Genomic DNA, 20,512 nt, shown 5'->3' with positions numbered 1-20,512 from the left:
TTGTGCGAGTGATTTTTACGCCTACCCAAGTTCAGCGTGATTGGTGAATTGGTTGAATCTAGCCGAGGTTGCGGCTATGACGGATACGGAAGGCCTGTGCACCCCAGATGCCCAGCCCCAGTACCAGGATTGCGCCGCCAATCAGATAAATCTGATCTCGGCCGATGCCACCGGTCAGTGGTAGCACGGGACCGTCCTGCTGCTCATTGGTAATGGCAGCAAGCTCGATCTGCAGTGCGTCGCCGGTGACCTCGAACTCATGGATCTGCTCGTCCTTGACGTAGCCCGGAGGAGCGGTGGTTTCCTGAAGCGTATAGCTGCCCCACTTCAGGTTTGCCAAGGCGAATTTGCCCTTGGCTGGATCCATATCCGGTCCGGTGCAGCCTTCGGCCATGCAGTCGGTGACCGCGATGGCTTCCGACTCATCGCCCAGCGGTCCGGTCAGGGTCCATTCGGCACCTGCAAGCAGGTCGCCGTCAACGGTGGTCTTGGTCCAGCTGGCCGAACCGGGAAGGGCCGTGTTCACGATGGTGCAGGTGGCCTCTTGGCCAAGCTCCAGCGTGATCGCCGCTCCTTCGCCGCTTCCGGTGCCGACGCAGCTCCAGGTGCCTGGTTCGTAGCCTGCGGCGGTGCCTTCCTCGGCCAATTGGTAGGTTCCCACGCCCACCGATGCTTCGGTGACGGCCGTTTCTCCGGTCTTTCCTTCGATGCTCCCCGCGGTGCCCGAAGCGCTCAGCGTCCAGTCATCGGTGGTCGAGGTTCCGTTGAAGTCCTCGTTGTCCACCACCTTGACCAGCGTCAAAAGTTGTTCGCATTCCACGGTGTTCACGATTGCCACCACATTGGGCGAGGGAGTCCCGGCCATGGTGTGCGTGGCGGATTGCCCTTCGACGCCGTCAATGGTCGAGCTGGTCACCTGGCACAGCTCGGGGAGCGTGCCGGTGAGGGTTTCCTCGATGGCCACCTCGTCCCCGATCAGATGCCCGGAACTGGTTGTCCCGAATTCAGCTGCTTGGCCGTCAATGCTCAACTCCGCATCTCCTGCCGGCTGCTCGCCGTGAGCGTACTCGGTGCCATTGACCACCCAGGTCTTGGTGACCGTCAGGTCAATTTCCTGGGTGTTGGTGAGCACGCAGGTGGCCTTGCTTCCGGCAGTGATGGTGATGGTGTTGCCATCGCCAACCACCGCGCCCTCGCAAGCCAGGTCCGTCAGCTGGTAGTTTTCCGGTCCGGTTTCGGAGATGACGTATTGGCCGGCAGCTACCGGGACATTGGTGACGCCTTCGCTGCCGGTCACTCCGGACAGATCCGTTGAGCTGCCATCAGCTGACAGCGTCCATTCCGTGGCCGCTGCCTCGCCGATGACTTCCTTTTCCAAGGTCAGGGTGGTGCAGTTGACGGTGTTGGTCACCGTGTAGGAGTTCAGTCCAGGTTGCAATACATGGTCACCCAGATCTCCCGAGGGGGCATTGGTGCACCCTGCGGGCAGCTGGGCCACCGACTCGCCGATGGTGATTTCATCATTGGCCTCGTAATCGGTGCCATTGCTGTACTTGGCGTAGCCGGTACCGAACTGAGGCGAGTTTTGGCCGGTCAGCTCAAGTGCAGCGGCGATGCCATCGGGCTGCTGGCCGTTCTCGAATTCCTCACCGTCGATGACCCAGTTCTTCTCGACCAGCACGCTGGAGCAGGTGCTTGGCACGGCAAGGGAAATCGGGGCGATCCAGTCACCCAAATTGGAAGTTTCTTCACGCGAGGAGGAGGAACGCAGATTCAGCGTGCCGTAATTTCCGGTACAGGTAGCTTCCCCAAACAGGGCAGTCAGATCCACGCCGATTTCCGCGAAGCCTCGCACCGGGATCGTGCTGATTCCATCGAAGCCGGTAATGGGCTGGGTATTCGTCGCACCGACAAAACCGCTCAGGGTTTGCTGCTGCACCCACTTTTCGGTACTCGCGTTCCACATGTAGGCACCGGCGAGGACCAGATTATTATTGCCATCCTGCTCGATGCTCAGGCGGAGGTCGCCGTCGGTTCGAATCGGAGTGGGAATCACCGCGGGGTCGTTCTTCTTGGCGTTGAGCTCAACGATGTAGCGGATGGTGCCGGTGCTTGTCCCTCGCTCGAATCCCAAGAAGGCGAAGACATGGCCATCGCTGGTTGTCGAATAGGCGTAGTTGCGGCCAATATCTGCTTGGCCGGATGCTTGGCCCGTACCGTTCACTTGGTTCGCAGCCCACGGCCAGCTCCTTTCGCTGGCACCGCGGGTGAATTGGGTACTGTCGTCGAAACCATCGTTGCCCGATGGTTGCGTCAAAACGGTCGTCCAATCATCCAGGGCACCGTCGTTGGCGCACAGGTTGCCATCAAGCTCAAATCCCCCAAGAATCTGAGTTGATGCCTGGGAAGCACTGCAGACGTCCCCTACTGCCATCGGTGCGAGCAGTTTGTTGTCAGCCTCACTGGGCGAGGCTGTCGGTAATGGTGATTCCGATGGCTTCTTGGCAGTTTCGGTAGGCGACTGCTCGGCAGGTGCCGAGGACTGCGCAGTTGCTGTCGGGCTTTTCGACGCTGGAGCCCTAGAAGGTGCCTCGGAGGCTTTTTCCTCTTCGCTTGCCGATTCCTCGGCTCGTGGCGTTTGAACAACCGGCGCCTCGGATTCAGTTTCCGGCGCGGCCTTCGGCGACTGCGTTACCGTTGGCTTGGTTTCAACCGGCGGCTTGGACGCTTTCGCTTTTGGCGCTGAGGTTTCGGAAGAAGCCGCAGCAGCGGAAGGCTCAGTCGAAGAGGGTGCCGGGCTCGTGGGCGTCGCGGAAACAAGCGTGGCTGCCGGTTCGGTTTCAGCAGCCGACGGTGCGAGTTTTGCTTCCGCTGAAGATTCGCTCACCGAAGTAGCGGAAGCTGGCACAAAAGTTCCGGCGAATGCCAGAGAGAAGACAATTCCGGCGCTAATTGCAACACTGGAAAAGGCGCTTTGCGAAGTGCAATGTTTTTTTGCTCCCCAGAGCAAGGACTTTTTACCTGTACGACCGTTGTTCCGTCGTGCAACTCTGTCCCCAACAGGTCTGCCAAACACAAGAATTCCCCAATATCCGAGGACATTGGGGATGCTAAACCTGAAGAACGCAGACTGGTGCGTAGAATTTGACGCTCGTTTCCCATAAACGAGTGCCTAAATTACAGCCAATTGATCCCCACGACCAACTGGCTTTCCCCAAGTTTTGCCGGACCCCCAAAATCCGGGCGAGTGATATGGCGACAGCGTATCGGATGGATTTCACTTTCGTCAACACTGAAGATTAATAAAACGATGCGGACGATCAATTTGTTGGCTGGAAAGGCTGAGAACGCGAAGTTTCTCGTGGAAAACGGATACCGTGGGGTCCTGAAAAAGCTCTAATAAGTCGCCTAAAAAGGAAATTAAAAAGAGGTGAACAGAGACCGCTGGAACCACCTACGAGGACTTTGCGCGGGCTCTTTCGGACGAGAACGAGCCGACCCTTCTCACTGTCTTTTACGACCGGCCGGCAAATACTCCAGATGGCCGGTCATGTCGCCTGGCGGCGGTTCCTCGACAACCGTTGCGGTTCTGGTGATAATCGACTTGACGCGTGTTCGGCTCCAGTACGGTGCTGATCTGCGGGTCACGGACCTGGGGCAGAAACTGCCCTACGAGACGAATTCCTTCGACGACGCAATCGCCTCGCTGGTCTTGCACTACTTGGAGGACTGGACAGGGCCGCTGGCAGAAATACGGCGCGTACTCAAGCCTGGCGGCAGGCACTTACTGTCGCTGAACCATCCGATCCAGTACCCGTGGAATCACCCTGGCAAAGACTATTTCCAGCGGGTCCAATACACCGATGAACTGTCCTTCACAGGACAGGCCGCATCACCGACCTCTTGGCATCGGCCGCTGCGTGAGACGATGACCGCATTCCTCGAAGCCGGAATCAGCGTCTACCAGGGCTGGGATCCGCCATATTCCAAGTATGCTTCCAAAAAGATCATTCCCGAGCGGTACGAGAACGGCCCGCGTTCCTGAGTTGCAGCGTCCTCGAGCTGCAACCGGCCAAGATAGGTCGCAGCCCGCCTGCGAATTCCGTGCGCGGCAGTGGACATCTGCCGAACTGGACGCCCGGCAGACGATGGATAGATCGATGGATCAGGGCAGTGCCGGGGTGGCCGATTCCAGCTTCGAATGATGCGGATCGACCAGTTCCTGCTCGGCCAGCTGCAGCAGGTAGTCACCATAGCCGCTCTTGCCCAGGGCAAGAGACAGGTGCCGCAGCTGGCCGTCATCGATGAAGCCTTGGCGCCACGCGACTTCTTCGGGCGAGCCGATCTTCAGGCCCTGGCGCGCCTCGACGGTGCGCACGAAGTTCGATGCGTCATTGAGCGAATCGAAGGTGCCGGTATCCAGCCAGGCGGTTCCGCGCGCCAAGACGGTGACATTCAAAGCGCCATCGTTCAGGTAGAGCCGGTTGATATCCGTGATCTCCAGTTCCCCGCGGGCCGAAGGCTGCAGATCCTGGGCCTTCTCGACCACGGAATTGTCATAGAAATACAAACCGGGAACTGCGAAATGGCTCTTGGGTTCAAGCGGCTTTTCTTCCAGCGAGATGGCACATCCTGACTCGTCGAACTCGACCACTCCGTAAGCGCTGGGATCCTTGACCCAGTAGCCGAAAATAGTCGCCCCGGGTTGATCCGAGTACCTGCCAAGCTGCGTGCCGAATCCCGGACCATGGAAGATATTATCGCCTAGCACCAGGGCAACTGACTCGTCGCCTATGTGCTCGGCCCCAAGCACGAATGCCTGGGCCAGGCCCTCGGGCTTGGGCTGGACCGTGTAGGTGAGCTCGATGCCGAACTGCGAACCGTCGCCCAGCAGATTGCGGAACTGCGGTTCATCTTGTGGTGTGGTGATAACCAGGATCTCACGGATCCCGGCAAGCATCAGCGTTGACAGCGGGTAGTAGATCATCGGCTTATCGTAGACAGGCACCAACTGCTTGGATATTCCCCGCGTGATTGGGTGCAAACGCGACCCGGTTCCCCCAGCTAGAATTATTCCCCTCATGGCTATCGAGCCTAATGAAGCGTGAAGTAGTCGCGTCAGAGTAGTCATACTCGAGAATTGCTAGGATGCTGCCCCGCTGCGTAGCCCTCTGGCTACATTAGTGAGATGAAAAGAATCCTTGTAACTGGGGGAGCAGGATTCATTGGGGCAAACTTCGTGCACCACATGATCGCGCACTCCGACAGTGAAATCACCGTACTGGACAAGATGACCTACGCGGCAAACCGGCAGTCGCTGGAAGGCCTTGACAGCAATCGCTTCAACCTCGTTGTGGGCGACATTTGCGACTACGTCCTGGTCAACGAACTGGTGCCGCAGCATGATGCTGTGGTCCACTTCGCGGCCGAGACGCACAACGACAATTCCTTGCATGATGCTCGCAGTTTCGTGAATTCAAATGTCTTGGGGACTTTTGAACTCCTGGAAGCGGTACGCAACCATGGCGTGCGCCTGCACCACATCTCCACCGACGAGGTCTATGGGGATTTGGAGCTGGATGATCCGCAGCGCTTCACCGAAACCACGCCGTACAAGCCATCCAGTCCTTATTCGGCGACCAAGGCCTCCAGCGACCTGCTGGTCAAGGCCTGGGTCCGCTCCTTCGGGATCGAGGCGACGCTGTCCAACTGCTCGAACAACTACGGTCCGTACCAGCATGTGGAGAAGTTCATCCCGCGGCAGATCACCAATATCCTCGGCGGGCTGAAGCCCAAGCTCTACGGCAATGGCGCCAATGTGCGCGATTGGATCCACGCCAGCGACCATTCCTCGGCGGTGCAGCTCATCCTCGAAGCAGGAGACTCCGGCCGCACCTATCTGATCGGCGCCGACGGGGAGAAGAGCAACCGCGAAGTGCTGGGGCTGATCCTGGGGCTGATGGGCAAAACGGCTGATGGCTTCGACTGCGTGGCTGACCGTGCCGGCCATGACCTGCGCTATGCCATTGATTCCACAGTTCTGCGCGCCGAGCTTGGCTGGGAACCCCGGTACACCAATCTGGAACGCGGGCTGGAGCAAACCATTGACTGGTACCGGCAGCACCGTTCCTGGTGGGAGGCGGCCAAGGCGAAGGCCGAACAGCGCTACCAGCAGCAGGCCGATGCGTTGAAGGTTGCCAGCTGATGGGAGGCACAGCGGAATTGCAGGTGGAGGAAAGCACGATTCCGGGACTCAAGGTGGTGCACTTGCCGGTGCACCGCGATGAGCGCGGTTGGTTCAAGGAGAACTGGCAACGGGAGAAAATGGTGGCCGCCGGGTTGCCGGACTTCCGGCCGGTGCAGAACAATGCCTCTTTCAATGCCCAGCGCGGGACAACCCGCGGACTGCATGCCGAACCCTGGGACAAATACATTTCGGTGCTATCGGGGGAGATCTTCGGCGCCTGGGTGGACCTGCGCCCCGGGAAGGGCTTCGGGAGGCTGTTCACCACGCATATGGGCGAAGGCCAAGCGGTTTTCGTGCCGCGCGGGGTGGCCAATGCCTTCCAGACCTTAGCCGGGAACACTGTGTATTCCTACCTGGTCACCGAGCATTGGACCGACGCAGCCCGGGCGGGGTACAGCTACGTCAATCTCGCCGACCCGCAATTGCGGATCCCGTGGCCCATCAGCCTCGACGCGGCCGTTATTTCCAAAGCCGATAGGGAACACCCGCTGCTGGCCGAGGCGAAACCGTTGCAGCCCAAGAAGATCGCGGTGCTCGGCGGGAGCGGGCAGCTGGGGCGCGCCTTCGCCGTGCTGGCGCAGCGCGATGAGCGGATCGCCTTGTACACCCGGGCCGAGGCGGACCTGCTGTCCCCGGGTTTCGCCTCCTCGCTGGACCTTTCGAACTGCAGCCATGTGGTCAACGCCGCGGCAATGACCGCGGTGGACCGGGCGCAAACGCCCCCGGGCAGTGCCGAGGCCTGGCGGGTCAATGCGGTAGCCGTGCGCGAGCTCGCCGCTCGATGCGCCGAACAGGGCGTGCCGCTGGTGCACGTGTCCACCGACTATGTCTTCGATGGCGCGGCGCGCGAGGTCGACGAGCAGCATCCGATCGCTCCAGCCGGCGTCTACGGGCAGAGCAAGGCCGCCGGCGAACAGGCAGTGCTGGCTCATGGCGTCAACTATGTGGTGCGCACCAGCTGGGTTATCGGGCAGGGCAACAACTTCGTTTCCACCATGCGCAGGCTGGCCGAGCAAGGCATTGGCCCCAGGGTGGTTGATGACCAATTCGGCCGGCTGACCTTTGCCAGCGAACTGGCCCGGGGCATCATGCACCTGCTGGATACTGGCAGCGACCCGGGGATCTACCATCTGCAGGGCAGCGGCGAATCGGCCAGCTGGTACCAGATTGCCCGCGAGGTCTTCGCCCTCTGCGGCTATGACCCGGATGCCGTGCACCCGATTTCCACGCAGGAGTATGCACTGGGCAAGCCGGAGCTGGCGCCGCGGCCGGCGAACAGCACCATGGACACCGCTAAGCTGCAGGCGACCGGCTTCGCCCAGCTGCCGTTGCCCGAATTGCTGGAGCAGTTCCTTCACGCGAGCCGCGTGAAGCCGTGAAAACCAAGTAGGTAAAAATCGAGTGTGGTCCAAGTGCCCGTTGGACCACCGGCCAAATGCCTTCAGCCTGATCCGCCAAACCCGCCCGAACCACCAGTAGTTCCAAGTCATCGCATGGCCGCGGAGGGCAAGCCCACGTGAGGCGCCAGGCTGCGCGGCACTATGCGTTCACTGGGAAAAGCCGAAAAAGTGACTGAGCTTCATTTTATGCGCCAAACAGGGTGATTTCGCTGCCAGCTCGCCCTAGGATGGAAGACTACGCGGATGAATCAAGTAATGCCATCCGTGCATTTGGGGGAACCAACCGATTGGGGCGGTTTGGATAATGGAATATTCACGAATCATCTCCCTTGCCAGCACTCGCAATGCTCAGAGGCAATGGGGAAAAAACAAGATACATTCGAAATTCTTGAGAATCTCGAAAAGCGCATTGGGCAGGGTCCTGACCGACCCGCACATCGCCGGATCCGTGGTCTCCGGACCGGTGGGCAGTGGGCGAAGGGCACTGGTGGAAGCGGAACTGGGCCAGTTGGCCGAACCACCGCAGCTGATCCGAGTGAACGGAAGCAACTTCGGCACGAAAGTGCCTCTCGGTGCGCTTTCCTTCCTGCTTGCCCAAATCGACGTGGGCGAGTACCCGACCCCGCATGAAATGATCCACGGACTGGGGCGCGTCCTGTGCACCGGCCAGCGGCCATCGATTGTGATGCTCGGGCGGCCCGAGCTGATTGATGAGCAATCAAGTTCGCTGCTGGCCCAGCTGGCCGCAATGGGCAAGATCAAGCTAATCGTGATCTGCGACCATGTGCAGGATCTTCCCGGCGACCTGTTCGCCTTGTACCGCTCGGGCCGGTTGGAGCACCTTTGCGTGAACCGGATGGGCAGCACCGAAACCCATGCCTTCGTCCAGCAGGAGCTTGGCGGGCGGGTCTCCGCATACAACTCTGCAACCCTGTGCTACCTGGCCGGCGGCAACCGCTCGCTGATGCTCAAGCTGATGCGCAGCTGGCGCGAGGACGGCCAGCTGCTGCAACACAACGGGACCTGGGTCCTGAAGGTGAACACGCTGGAGGCCGGGCCTGCGGTGCAGTCCCTGCATGCCGCGATGACCCATGGACTCGATGACGGCGAACGCGAGCTGCTCGGGGCCTTGGCCCTGGGCGGACCGGTGGCGCTCGATCGCATCCACCGTTCGGAGCTCACCAGCGAGCTCGACGGCCTGCTGAACCGTGGCCAGGCCAACTACCTGTCCGGAGCCGTCGGCAAGGTGGGGATTTCCAATCCGCTGCTGGCTTTGCTGGTCAGCGCCGAATACCGTAACCAGGCCCACGCCCGCGTCGTGGAACTGCTCGCCAAGCTGCACACGGATCCGGAAGCTGCACAGGTCCTGGCGCAGCTGAAGTCCCTGAACGACCTGGGCGACCACGCATCGCAGCTCAAGGTGGCTGAAGACTTCCAGCAGCAGGGCTATTTCGCCGAACGCTGGCCAGCTGACCCGCGCACCCGGGTGGGCATTGTGGAAATGCACGTGCGCGCGCTGGCCATGCTCGGCCAGCTGTCCCACGGAGTCGAAGCAATCGACCTGGCCAGGGCGGGACTGGACCAGGCCATCAGGGAATCCGGTCCGCGCGAATCCCTGGATATCGCCTTCCAGGAACTGGAACTGCTCAGCCGCTTCGCTACCTTGTTCAGCACCGAGATGACCAAGGAAACGAGCATCGCCGGAAGCAGCGAGGCACTGGTGTCCTCTTCGGGCTGGATGAGCGAGTCCTTGCACCTGAGGTCCCTGTCGCTGCAAGCTGCCAGCTGGGCGGCGCAGGCGCGCCAGGCCGATGCCATGAAGCTGGTCCGCTACGTGGACGAGGAACTGCGCAATGTCCGCTTCAGCGGCCCGGCGATTTCGAATTTCCACTCCGAAGACGCCGCGGACATCGAGTTCCAGCTGCTCCAAGCAGAACTGCTCGCCGGACGCTGGAAACTGGCATCGGACCGCGCCCAGCGTTTGGCCGATGGGCAGTACATTAACCCATTGCTGATTTCCTATGGAAATATCATGCGCGGGATCCTGCTCGGGTTGGGCAACGATTACGAGGCTGCCTTGCACCTGCTGGAACCGAGCCTGCACCAGATGGAGGTTGCCGGAGACCCGGGAACAGAAGCGCTGATCGGGTCGGTCATCGCCTATGCGCTGGCCTGCTCCGGGCGCAGGGCAGAGGCCTCGGTGCTGATTTGCCCGCAGTACGGGACCCCCGGGGGGATGCAGGTTCCGTTGAGCTTCTATTCCTGGGCGGCAGAAATCTTCTCCTGCCTTGCCTTGGCGGAACTCGGTTCGGCGCAGGCCGCACGGCGGCGCCTGGCTTCCTTCGCGCAGCTGGCCCGTGACGGCCAGCATGCATTGCTCGAAGCACTGACCCTGGGATTCATTGTGCGCCTGGGGGACCGGGGCGTGCTGCCACAGCTGCGCAGTGCCGCCAGCCGATGCGAAGGCGTAGTCGGGCAGAACCTGGAGGCGCTCGCCGATGCGGCGCAAGCCATGGACTCGTCGCGCCTTGTCTTGGCGCTGCAGGACATGGTCGAAACAGGGCACCTGCTCATGGCCACGCCAACGCACAACGAATTCGTCGCCGCGCTGGAAGTCAAGGACCAGCGCAAGCTCTCCCGCATGGTCAACGGCCTCAAGCGCGCCTCGGCTCCGCAGATCCAGCGGGAAAACGAGCTGCAGCTCGACGACCTGGAACAGCAGCCGGTCTGGATGCGCGAGCTGACCAAGCGCGAGGCCCAGATCGCCAAGATGGCCATCGCAGGCAAGACGAATCTGGAAATCGCCAAATTCAACGGCGTCTCGATCCGCACCGTGGAAGGACACCTGTACCAGGTGTATTCCAAGCTCCAGGTTCGCAACCGGCAGGAGCTCACCGCCCTGGACCGCACCAGCCGCCGTACTGCAGGGTTGAGATGAAACAGCAGCAATTGATCACTAGAACCAGGCCAACTGAATACAACCAGCTGCTGCAGATCCTGCAGCGGCCAGGCCCTGCTGGAGTCGTGGTGCTGGGTGAGCTGGGCATGGGCAAGACCAGCCTGGTAGAGGCAGTGCTGGCCACCCCGGGCATCGAGGAGCCGGTGATGAAGCTGCATTGCACGCCGTCATTGAGCACCATTGCGCATGGTGCCTTGTCGCCCTACCTGGGCGCCCTGGAAACTATCGACGAACCGGTGGGCGTGCTGCGCGAGCTGAACCGGAGCCTGTTCTCTGCCCGCGGGCACGCCGCGCCGCATATCGTGATCGTGGAAGATGCCCAGTTCCTGGACCCGCAGTCCTGCTACCTCCTCTCCCTGCTGGTGGAGAATGCCGAGGTGAAGGTGCTGGCACTGGGCAACGGATCCCTGCAGGCAGGCAGCCCGCTGGCCACGTTGGCCGAGCTTGGTTCCTTCACCACCGTGGTCCTGCAGCGGCTGGACCGCAACGGGGTGCGTGCGGTGGCCGAAGGCGTTATCGGGCGCAGGCTCGGCGCTGGCACGGTGCGCCTGATCGACGTGGTCACCGGAGGGAACCCGCGCTTTGTCGAAGCCTATGCTGCGTCCTGCATGGAGCAGGGCACATTGTTCCATGATGACCGGCTGCCGCAGGACCGCTCGATCCACGAGCCGGTGTGGATCGTGGCCCGTGCCCTGCCGGAAATCGATACCCGGCTGCTGTCGCTGGGCCGTGAGATCACCCGCGGCCTTTCCAGCCAGGAGCGGCGCACCTTGCTGCTGCTGGCCCTGGCTGGCCCGCAGCAACCGGATCTGCTGGAGCAATGCGGGCTGCCGTACGGCCGGCTGGTGAAAACCGGGGAGCTGGTGCTAAATGGCGGTGCGGTCTGCTTGAAATCCAGGCTGATGGAGCGCATCGTCCGGGCGCTGGCCTCGGAGCAGGATACTGCGCAGCTGCATGAGCTGTGGTACGCCGCGGCAGCCGAGCTGGGCAAGGCGCATAGTGCCAGGGAAGTGCTGTGGTGCCTGGAAATCGGAAAGCAAGTGCCCTCCGAGCTGGTCCTGGCATGCGCCGAGCGAACCGCCCGGAACCTGGACTTCACCCTGGCCCTGCGCCTTTGCGAATTGGGCAAGCTATCCCAGCAACATGGTCAAGGAGCGCTGCTCGAAGCGCAGGTGCTGCTGAGCATGGGCCGGCACTATGCCGCACGCGCCCTGCTCCTGCGCCTGATCGACCAGCTGACCGATCTCTCCCTGCTGGGCCAGGCCTATGCCTACCTGGTAGAGGTGACCAGCTGCATCGAAGCGGACGGCGCAGAGCTGGAGCGGATCCTGGATGAATGGCGGCAACGGGCCCAGGGGCATCCGGACGGCGAAGCGGTGGCCGGCTTCATGGCTCTGCAAAGCGCCGGGGCCCAGGCGCTGGATTTCTGGATCAGGGTGAATACACCCCGCGGCCCGCTGCCCAGCGTGGCCGAATTGCAGGATTTCCTTTCGGATCCGCAGCTGCCTGTGCAGGCCAGATTCATCGGGAAGATCATGCTCAGCGACCTTCATAGCTCCGCCGGCAACTGCCAGCAGGCCCTGGAACTGCTGGAGCCGGTGCTGGAGCTGCTCAAGGAGCATGCGCCGCTGCAGGCAATGTACGAAGTGCGGGTATTCTTCCGCATCGGCTGGAACCTGCTGTACCTGGGCGAATACGAGCGGGCCGAGGCCTTCATCGATTCCTACCGCCAACCCAGGCTCCGCTCCATCCAGCATTACCAGGGAGCCATCTCGCTGCTCGATGGCATCAGCCACCTGCTGCAGGGCAAGGTGCAGCCGGCCTTGGCCAAAATGGCCGAGTCGGTCACCGAGCTGCAGATCGTGGACACCACCCAGTTGCTGGCCTTGGCCAGCAACCTCTACCGGCTGCTGCTGGCGCGCATGGGCATCGATGTGCCCGTGGCCCTGGCTACTGCGCCCGAGGATTTCAGTTCCAGCGGCATGATTTCGCCCTCCGGGCAGCTGGGCGAGGAATCCTCGGAGCAGCGGATCTTTGCCCGGGCTTTTGCCGCGGGCCTGGGCAATCCGTATCAGGGCGAGTCGCTGCAATGCTTCCCGATGGTTGAACGCGAAATCCTGTTCAGCTTGACCAGGCAGCTGGGTGACGAAGAGCTGGCCGAATCAGCGAAGGGGGAAAGGCTGCGGGCCTTGGCCGCCGGCCAGGAAGGTTCGCGCGCTGCGCTGCAGGCGCGCTTGATGGAATTGCGCGGCTCTCGTCTCGGAGAACCCCTGGAGCAGCTGGCGCAGGAGGCCTTGTCCAAGCAGGACTACCTGGTGGTGATCGAAGCCTGGGCTCGGGCGGCCGAACGCTATGCGCAGGCCGGGGATCAGCGCCGGTGCGGTGCACTGCTGCGCCGGGCGGCCCGGCTGATCGAGCAGCACGGAATGCAGCCGGGGAAGTACATTGACCGCGTTCTCGCGATTACGGAGCTGACCGCCCGTGAAACCGAGATCGTCAACCTCGCCCGGCAAGGCATGAACAATGCCCAGATTGCCCGGGCTTTGACCGTCTCGCAGCGTACGGTGGAAGGCCATCTCTACCGGGTATTTTCCAAATTGGGGATCACCGAGCGCGCGGAATTGGACCACGCCGGGCTGGAAGCGGGTACAACGCGCAAGTAGCAGGTGCCGGTCTGCGCAATCTTGGGGTAAGTACCACCCGTGCCCCGCCCTGCGCTGGTGGGTAATGTGAAATGCGGGAGCTGGCGAATTACGCAGGAGTTCTTTTTTTCAACGAGTGCGTATCTGTCTGGCAGCGGTCGGTGTTGTGGCGGCGAAGCTCATCCCAGAAACGGGGCCGGCGGCCAGCGAATCCGCGAGGATTACCCCCAGCGCGACCGCCGGTCCCTTCCCGAAAAGGCCCTGTATCGGCAACCCCTCTGCGCCGATGCAGGGTTTTCCCGTTCCCGGCAAAATCTTTCCAAGTAGTAAGCGAGTAGGAACCAAGTGCAACGCGAGTAGTTACGGGCAATGCGGGCGGTCTTTTGGGTGTTCTTCCACTCGTGTATCGGCTGCCATTGCACTTTAGGCTCAAGGTACACAACGGCAATCCGGCTCGTGGGACAGCGTGATTGCCTTGTGTTTTTGGGGAACTCGCTTATTTCTTGGGGGAATACAGATGCATTGCTTTGTGTTGCCGGTCTGCGACCACCCATGCTGCGTCGAATCGCTAGCAAGGGTGGGAACAAGACATGTCGCAAATTAGCAGCAGGCTGCGCGAGGATCGCGTATCGTCGCTGGGCACCTGGACGCTGGCGCGTCCATCAATTATCGGGGTAGCCGGCACCGCCGGGGCCAAGGGCCGCGCCTATCTGCGCCGGCTATTCGGGACTGACTTGTTGGTGATTGCGCTGGTGAGCTCCTTGCCGGCAATCGCCCAAGCCCAGGGCTCGCTTTTGCACCCGCAGCTTGCAGGCAGCACGCACTACTACGTGCTGGCCGGGCTGGTGCTCACCGCAGCCTGGATGATCAGCCTGCGGTCCTTCAAAGCCCATTGCCTGGGCAGCGTCGCGGTGGGGATGCAGGAATACAAGATCATGGTCTATTCGGGCCTGGTGCTTGCCGGCTTCATGGGGGTGCTGATCGTGCTCACCGGCCAGGAGAGTCTGAAGATCTTCCTGCTCCTTTCCTTGCCGCTGGGACTGTCCGCGCTGCTGACCGGCAGGTGGACCTGGCGCCAGTGGCTGGGCTGGCGCTGCCGAAGCGGCTACGCCTTGAGCAATGTGCTGGTGTACGGCCAGCCGGATGACGCTGGATTTGCAGTCCGGCAGATTTCCAAGAAGTCGGGACCTGCCTACCGGGTGGTCGGCGTGCTGATGGACGGAGCGCCAAACCTGGAAGTCGAACGCGCGATCCGGAAAGCCGATCCGACCCTGCCGCTGGCCTATGACACCGGCGGCATCGAGCAGGAAGTCAACCGGTTGCACGCTGATTCGGTGGTAGTCGCAGGGCCCCTGGCCGGAGGCAACGAAGCCTTGCAGCAATTGGGCTGGAAACTGGAAAGCAGCGGGGCCAAGCTCATCGTGGCCTCCTCGCTCATCGGAGTGGCAAGCCGCCGGGTGCGCACCAGCCCGGTGGATGGGATGCCGTTGCTGCATGTGGAGCTGGCGAAGTTCACCGGGGCGCGCTACTTCTTCAAGCGCGGCTTCGATATCGTCTTTTCCGTGCTCGCCTTGCTGGCCCTGTCGCCGGTTTTCCTGGTGATCGCCTTGCTGATCCGGCGCGACGGCCCGGGGAAGGTCTTCTACGTTCAAGAACGGGCCGGCCAGGACGGGCGCCCATTCAAGATGATCAAATTCCGCACCATGGTCCAGGATGCCGAAGCGCGCTTGGCCGCCCTGCAAGAGCTGAACCAGGGGGCAGGCCCGCTCTTCAAAGTGAAAGACGACCCGCGGATCACCCGCTGCGGCCATTGGCTGCGCAAGCACTCCTTGGACGAGCTGCCGCAGTTCGTCAACGTCCTGCGCGGGGACATGTCGGTGGTGGGACCGCGCCCGGCCTTGTTCACCGAAGTGGAGTCCTACGAAGGGCACACCCGCCGCCGACTGCTGCCCAAGCCCGGGGTGACCGGTTTATGGCAGGTCTCCGGACGATCAAACCTGGAGTGGAAAGAAAGCGTGCGGCTGGATCTGTATTACGCAGAGAACTGGACCGTGCTCAGCGACTTGCGCATCATCTGGCGGACCTTTCGTGTGATGATCGAATCTGATGGAGCCTACTGATGAGTGTTGCACCCGATACCTTGATCCACCCGGCGCTGCGCGTAGCAGTCATCGGCGCCGGCTACTGGGGCCCGAACCTGGCCCGCAATTTCGCGATGAGCACCGAATGGGAGCTGGTGGCCATCTGCGACATGGATATGGCCCGTGCCGAAGCCTTGGCACGCAAGACCGGCAACCCGGCCGTGGTCGGCTCGATGGACGAGCTGCTGGCCAGCCACGCCATCGACGCCGTGGCCATTGCCACCCCGGCGCGCACCCACCACCAGATCGCCATGCAGGCCATTGCCGCCGGCAAGCACGTGGTGGTGGAAAAGCCGCTGGCCGACAACAGCGTGCACGGAGCCCAGATGGTCCAGGCCGCAGCCGAAGCCCGGACCATTCTCATGGCGGACCACACCTACTGCTACACGCCGGCGGTGCTCAAGATCCGCGACCTGCTGGCCGCCGGGGAACTGGGGGAGATCCTCTACATCGATTCCACGCGGATCAATCTGGGACTGGTCCAGCCGGATGTCGATGTCTTCTGGGACCTCGCGCCCCATGACCTGTCCATCCTGGACTTCGTGATTCCCGGTGGATTGAACACCCGCAACGTGACCGCCTTGGGATCGGACCCGCTGCGAGCAGGGAAATCCTGCATCGGCTACCTGTCCATGGAACTGGACAGCGGCATCCTGGCGCATATCAACGTTAACTGGCTCTCTCCGACCAAGATCCGCCAGATGGTCATTGGCGGCAGCAAGAAGACTCTGGTGTGGGATGACCTGAACCCGCAGCAGCGGCTGACGGTCTTCGACCGCGGGGTGGATCTGGAACGCCAGGAAATGATCCGCGCCGACAGCGAAGACCGCAAGGGCGCCACCATTTCCTACCGCCTGGGGGATACCTGGTCGCCGGCGCTGTCGGAATTCGAGCCGCTGGGGCTGATGGTCTCGGAATTCGCCGCCAGCATCAGGGGATCCAGGCCCGCGCCCACCGATGGGCCCTCGGCGTTGCGGGTGCTCAGGGTGCTCGAGGATGCCAGCTTGTCCCTGGCCGCAGGCTCCATCCCGCAAGCCACCAGCAACCGGAAAACACTCGTTATGGGGAACGTACTATGAGCGGAAACATTGAAAACCTGGCCGGGAAGCGATTCCTTGTCACCGGTGGTGCAGGCACCATCGGGTCAGAAATTGTCGACCAGCTCCTGGCCGCAGGCGCCGCGCATGTCGATGTGCTGGATAACCTGGTGCGCGGGCGTCGGAGCAATCTCGCCAACGCGCTGGCCAGCGGGCGGGTGACCCTCTATGTGGGGGATATCGCCGACCGCGTGCTGGTGCGCGAAGTGATGGCGGGCAAGGACATGGTCTTCCACCAGGCGGCCATCCGCATCACCCAGTGCGCCGCGGAACCGCGCCTGGCCGTGGACGTCATGGTCAATGGCACCTTCAATGTGCTCGAAGCCGCGGTGGCAGCCAAGGTCCCGAAGATCGTGGCGGCCTCGAGCGCTTCGGTCTACGGGATGGCCGAGGAATTCCCGACCGCAGAACGCCACCACCCATACAATAACGACACGTTGTACGGGGCGGCCAAGACCTTCAACGAAGGGCTGTTCAAGTCCTTCCGCGCCATGTACGGGATCGACTACGTGATGCTGCGCTACTTCAACGTCTACGGGCCGCGCATGGATGTGCACGGCGCCTACACCGAGGTGCTGGTGCGGTGGATGGAACGCATTGCCGATGGATTGCCGCCGCTGATCTTCGGCGATGGCTCGCAGACCATGGACTTCGTGGTTTCCCAGGACATCGCCCGGGCCAACCTGCTGGCCGCCAGCAGCCCGGTCGCCGAGGGCGTCTACAACGTGGCCAGCGGCACGGAAACCAGCTTGGCGGAACTGGCCCGGACGCTGCTGGCTGCCATGGATTCGGATCTGCCCATCGAATACGGGCCGGAACGGGCGGTGAACTCGGTGGTCCGCCGCCTGGCAGATACCAGCGCAGCGCGCGAGGACCTGGGCTTCGAAGCCCGCATCGGGTTGGAAGAGGGACTGCGGGCGCTCGTGGAATGGTGGAAGCCATTGCGCGAGGAAGTCGCCGCAGGCCGGGCACTGCACAAGCCAATCGGCGCCAGCAAGTAAGCGGACAACGATTTTTTGGGGGAAAAATCATGGATCGCATCAGCGTGATGAAACCATGGCTGGGAACAGCCGAAATAGACGCCGTAGCCGAGGTCATTGCCTCCGGCTGGGTCGCGCAGGGGCCGCGCACCGCCGCCTTCGAAGAAGCCTTCGCGCAGCACCAGCAGGTGGCGCACGCGGTGGCCACCTCAAGCTGCACCACCGCCTTGCACCTGGCATTGCTGGTGGCCGGGGTGGGGGCCGGCGACGACGTTATCGTCCCGTCCTTCTCCTTCGTGGCCACGGCCAATGCCCCGACCTATGTCGGGGCGCGCCCGGTGTTCGCCGATGTGGACGCCGCCACCGGAAACATCACCGCGCAGGGGGTGCGCGAGGTGCTCACGGAGAAGACCGCCGCCATCATCGCGGTGGACCAGGGCGGCATGCCGCTGGATTTGGCACCGCTGCGCCAGCTGTGCGACGAGCTGCACCTGGTGCTGATCGAGGACGCGGCCTGCGCGGCAGGATCAACCTACCAAGGGGCCCCTGCCGGGGTCGGCGCCGACGTCTCGGCGTGGTCCTTCCACCCGCGCAAGCTGCTCACTACCGGCGAAGGCGGCATGCTGACCACCGGCAACGCCAGCTGGGCGCAGCGCGCCCGGCAGCTGCGCGAGCATGCCATGGATGTCTCGGCGGCGCAGCGGCACAGCTCCACGCTGGCCCCGCAGGAAAGCTATGGGGAAATCGGCTACAACTTCCGCATGACCGACCTGCAGGCAGCCCTGGGGCTGGTGCAGCTGGGCAAGCTCGATGCGATGGTTGAACGCCGCAGGGCCCTTGCCGCCCGCTACCAGCAGGCCTTCGCAGGCATCCCCGGGCTCAGGTGCGTCACCGATCCGGGGTACGGGACCTCGAACTACCAGTCGTTCTGGCTCGAAGTGGGCCCGGAATTCCCGGTGGACCGCGAGGGGCTGCTGGCGCAGCTGGCTTCCGATGGCATTTCCGCCCGCCGCGGCATCATGGCTTCGCATCTGCAGCCGGCCTACGCCGGGCATTCGGGGACCACCACCGCCTTGCCGGTGACCGAGCGGCTCACCGCGAATACGCTGATCCTGCCGCTCTACCACCAGCTGGACGAGCAGCAGCAAGACCGAGTCATCGCCAGCGTGCTCGCGCAGGCGCTGGCCGCCGCCGGCGGCGAGTGACATGGCCCGGATACTCCTGCTGGCCGCCAGCGGGTTGGCGCGCGAAACCCTGGCCTCGATCGAGTCCACCGGGGACCACGAGGTGGCCGGCGTGCTCGATGACAATACGGCTTTGCACGGGAGCATGATGGGCTCGGTCCGGGTCCTGGGGGGACTCGACATGGCCGCGGGGCGCACCGAGCAATTGCTGCTCTGCGCCGGGCAGGGCCGGCACCGGGCTGCGATCGCCGGCCGGCTGGCATTGGATGACTCGCGCTATGCCACGCATGCGCATGCCTCGGCGTTCCTCGGGGCCGGCACGCGCCTGGCTCCGGGATGCATCGTGCTGGCCGGGTGCGTGGCCACCGCCGATGTGTCCATCGGGCGGCACTGCGTGCTGATGCCCCATGCGATGCTCACCCATGACGACCGGCTGGGCGACTACTCCACCCTGGCCGCCGGGGCCACGCTGGCCGGCAACGTGCAGCTGGGCGACCGGGTGTACATCGGCTCCAACGCCACGGTGCGCGAGAACCTGTCGCTGGGCGCTGATGCGGTGCTGGGCATGGGCTCGGCGCTGCTGCAGGACATCCCGGCCGGCGAGACCTGGGCCGGATCCCCGGCGCGCAAGCTCTACGGCCCCCGGGCCGCGGGCTAGGGGCGCGGCATGGCACCGCGCACCGGGCACGCCACCGTTGGCCCGCCACATACTTTCGAAGCAAGGAATTGCGCAATGGCATTGACTGGAACCGCAACGCAGCGGCATATCCCGCTGGTGGACCTCGCAGCGCAGCAGCGCGAGGTCCAAGGCGCCGTGGATGCCGGGCTGGCCCGGATCTTCGCCGAAACCGCGTTCATCGGCGGTGCCGCCGTGGCCGGCTTCGAGCAGCAGTATGCCGCGTTCCTTGGCGGCGGGCATTGCGTGGGCGTGGGCAACGGCACCGACGCGCTGGAGCTGGCGCTGCGCGCCTGCGGCATCGGCCAAGGCGACGAGGTGATCATCCCGGCCAACACCTTCATTGCCACCGCCGAGGCCATCCACCTGGCCGGGGCGCGCGCGGTGCTGGTGGACGTGGATCCGCAGTACCTGCTCATTGATCCGGCGGCCGTCGCCGCGGCCGTAACCAGGCGGACCAAGGCCATCATGCCGGTGCACCTCTACGGCCAGAGTGCCTTCGTCGAACAGCTGGAACCGATCGCGCGCTCGTGCGGGGCCAGGATCATCGAGGATGCCGCCCAATCCCAGGGCGCCACCCGCCACGGGCGCAGCGCCGGCACCCTGGGGGATATCGCCGGCACCAGCTTCTACCCGGGCAAGAACCTGGGCGCCGCCGGCGATGCCGGGGCCGTGCTCACCGCTGATGCCCGGCTCGCCGCCCGGGTCAGGCTGCTCGCGGCCCATGGCAGCCGGGTCAAGTACGAGCACGAGGCGATCGGGCGCAACTCCCGGCTCGATGCCATCCAGGCGGTGGTGCTCAGCGCCAAGCTGGAACGGCTGGCCGGATGGAACGCCGCGCGCCGGCAGGCCGCCGGGCGCTACGCCGCGCTGCTGGCCGGGCTGCCCGGGGTGCAGCTGCCGGTGCAGGCACCGGGCAACCAGGACGCATGGCACCTGTATGTGGTGCGGGTGCCGGACCGCGACCGGGTGCTGCACCAGCTGAACGCGGCCGGCATCGGAGCGGCAATCCACTATCCGCAGCCGGTGCACCTGACCCAGGCGTTCGCGCACCTGGGTTACCGGGAAGGGGACTTCCCGGTGGCCGAGCGGGCCGCCGCGCGGATCCTTTCCCTGCCGCTGTATCCGCATATCACGCCCGAGCAGCAGCAGCGCGTGGCCGACGCCCTGTCCGGGGCCCTGTAGC

14 protein-coding genes are annotated in these 20,512 nt (G+C 63.4%); 12 read left to right on the top strand and 2 right to left on the bottom strand.

Annotated features, from left to right (window positions below; translation table 11 throughout):
• Window positions 1–58: 58 nt before the first annotated feature.
• On the bottom strand, window positions 59–2,434 hold the full coding sequence (locus tag ACP3TE_RS00145; RefSeq protein ID WP_426734737.1) for a SpaA isopeptide-forming pilin-related protein: 2,376 nt from the start codon (window positions 2,432–2,434) through the stop codon (window positions 59–61).
• Window positions 2,435–2,720: 286 nt separating this feature from the next.
• Here ACP3TE_RS00145 and ACP3TE_RS00140 point away from each other — a divergent pair, with 286 nt between their 5' ends.
• Complete coding sequence (locus ACP3TE_RS00140) at window positions 2,721–3,164, top strand: hypothetical protein (RefSeq protein ID WP_426734735.1); 444 nt, start codon at window positions 2,721–2,723, stop codon at window positions 3,162–3,164.
• A gap of 386 nt (window positions 3,165–3,550) precedes the next feature.
• Window positions 3,551–4,045, top strand: coding sequence for a class I SAM-dependent methyltransferase (locus ACP3TE_RS00135; protein WP_426734733.1), 495 nt, complete (start codon window positions 3,551–3,553; stop codon window positions 4,043–4,045).
• Window positions 4,046–4,165: 120 nt separating this feature from the next.
• On the opposite strand, the gene rfbA is transcribed toward ACP3TE_RS00135, so the two are convergent.
• Window positions 4,166–5,083, bottom strand: a complete 918-nt coding sequence (rfbA, locus tag ACP3TE_RS00130; protein ID WP_400343451.1) for a glucose-1-phosphate thymidylyltransferase RfbA — start codon at window positions 5,081–5,083, stop codon at window positions 4,166–4,168.
• Between the two features lie 105 nt (window positions 5,084–5,188).
• On the opposite strand from rfbA, the gene rfbB reads away from it, so the two are divergent.
• From rfbB to ACP3TE_RS00080, 10 genes are all read left to right on the top strand, one after another.
• Window positions 5,189–6,205, top strand: a complete 1,017-nt coding sequence (gene rfbB, locus ACP3TE_RS00125; RefSeq protein ID WP_426734731.1) for a dTDP-glucose 4,6-dehydratase — start codon at window positions 5,189–5,191, stop codon at window positions 6,203–6,205.
• The gene (locus ACP3TE_RS00120) at window positions 6,205–7,626 is read left to right on the top strand and encodes a sugar nucleotide-binding protein (RefSeq protein ID WP_426734729.1); all 1,422 of its coding nucleotides are present in this window, start codon (window positions 6,205–6,207) and stop codon (window positions 7,624–7,626) included. The genes rfbB and ACP3TE_RS00120 overlap by 1 nt, the downstream gene beginning before the upstream one ends.
• A 409-nt stretch (window positions 7,627–8,035) precedes the next feature.
• Window positions 8,036–10,585, top strand: a complete 2,550-nt coding sequence (locus ACP3TE_RS00115) for a helix-turn-helix transcriptional regulator (RefSeq protein ID WP_426734727.1) — start codon at window positions 8,036–8,038, stop codon at window positions 10,583–10,585.
• Window positions 10,582–13,269 (top strand): LuxR C-terminal-related transcriptional regulator, encoded by a 2,688-nt coding sequence (locus tag ACP3TE_RS00110; RefSeq protein WP_426734726.1) that lies wholly within the window; start codon window positions 10,582–10,584, stop codon window positions 13,267–13,269. Before ACP3TE_RS00115 ends, ACP3TE_RS00110 begins: the two co-directional genes overlap by 4 nt.
• 569 nt (window positions 13,270–13,838) lie before the next feature.
• Window positions 13,839–15,368, top strand: a complete 1,530-nt coding sequence (locus ACP3TE_RS00105; RefSeq protein ID WP_426734724.1) for a sugar transferase — start codon at window positions 13,839–13,841, stop codon at window positions 15,366–15,368.
• A complete protein-coding gene (locus ACP3TE_RS00100) occupies window positions 15,368–16,468 on the top strand; it encodes a Gfo/Idh/MocA family protein (RefSeq protein ID WP_426734722.1) in 1,101 nt (366 codons plus the stop codon). The genes ACP3TE_RS00105 and ACP3TE_RS00100 overlap by 1 nt, the downstream gene beginning before the upstream one ends.
• Entirely contained in the window at window positions 16,465–17,487 is a 1,023-nt protein-coding gene (locus ACP3TE_RS00095; protein WP_426734720.1) for an NAD-dependent epimerase/dehydratase family protein, read from the top strand. Before ACP3TE_RS00100 ends, ACP3TE_RS00095 begins: the two co-directional genes overlap by 4 nt.
• Before the next feature lie 29 nt (window positions 17,488–17,516).
• Complete coding sequence (locus tag ACP3TE_RS00090) at window positions 17,517–18,671, top strand: DegT/DnrJ/EryC1/StrS family aminotransferase (RefSeq protein WP_426734719.1); 1,155 nt, start codon at window positions 17,517–17,519, stop codon at window positions 18,669–18,671.
• A 1-nt stretch (window position 18,672) separates the two neighbouring features.
• The gene (locus ACP3TE_RS00085; protein ID WP_400343471.1) at window positions 18,673–19,308 is read left to right on the top strand and encodes a NeuD/PglB/VioB family sugar acetyltransferase; all 636 of its coding nucleotides are present in this window, start codon (window positions 18,673–18,675) and stop codon (window positions 19,306–19,308) included.
• Between the two features lie 75 nt (window positions 19,309–19,383).
• A complete protein-coding gene (locus tag ACP3TE_RS00080) occupies window positions 19,384–20,511 on the top strand; it encodes a DegT/DnrJ/EryC1/StrS family aminotransferase (protein ID WP_426734716.1) in 1,128 nt (375 codons plus the stop codon).
• Window position 20,512: the final 1 nt, after the last annotated feature.

The organism is Glutamicibacter sp. 2E12, assembly GCF_050030965.1.
In the GTDB taxonomy this organism is placed as follows: Bacteria; Actinomycetota; Actinomycetes; order Actinomycetales; family Micrococcaceae; genus Glutamicibacter.
This window is presented reverse-complemented; position numbering and strand designations above follow the sequence as displayed.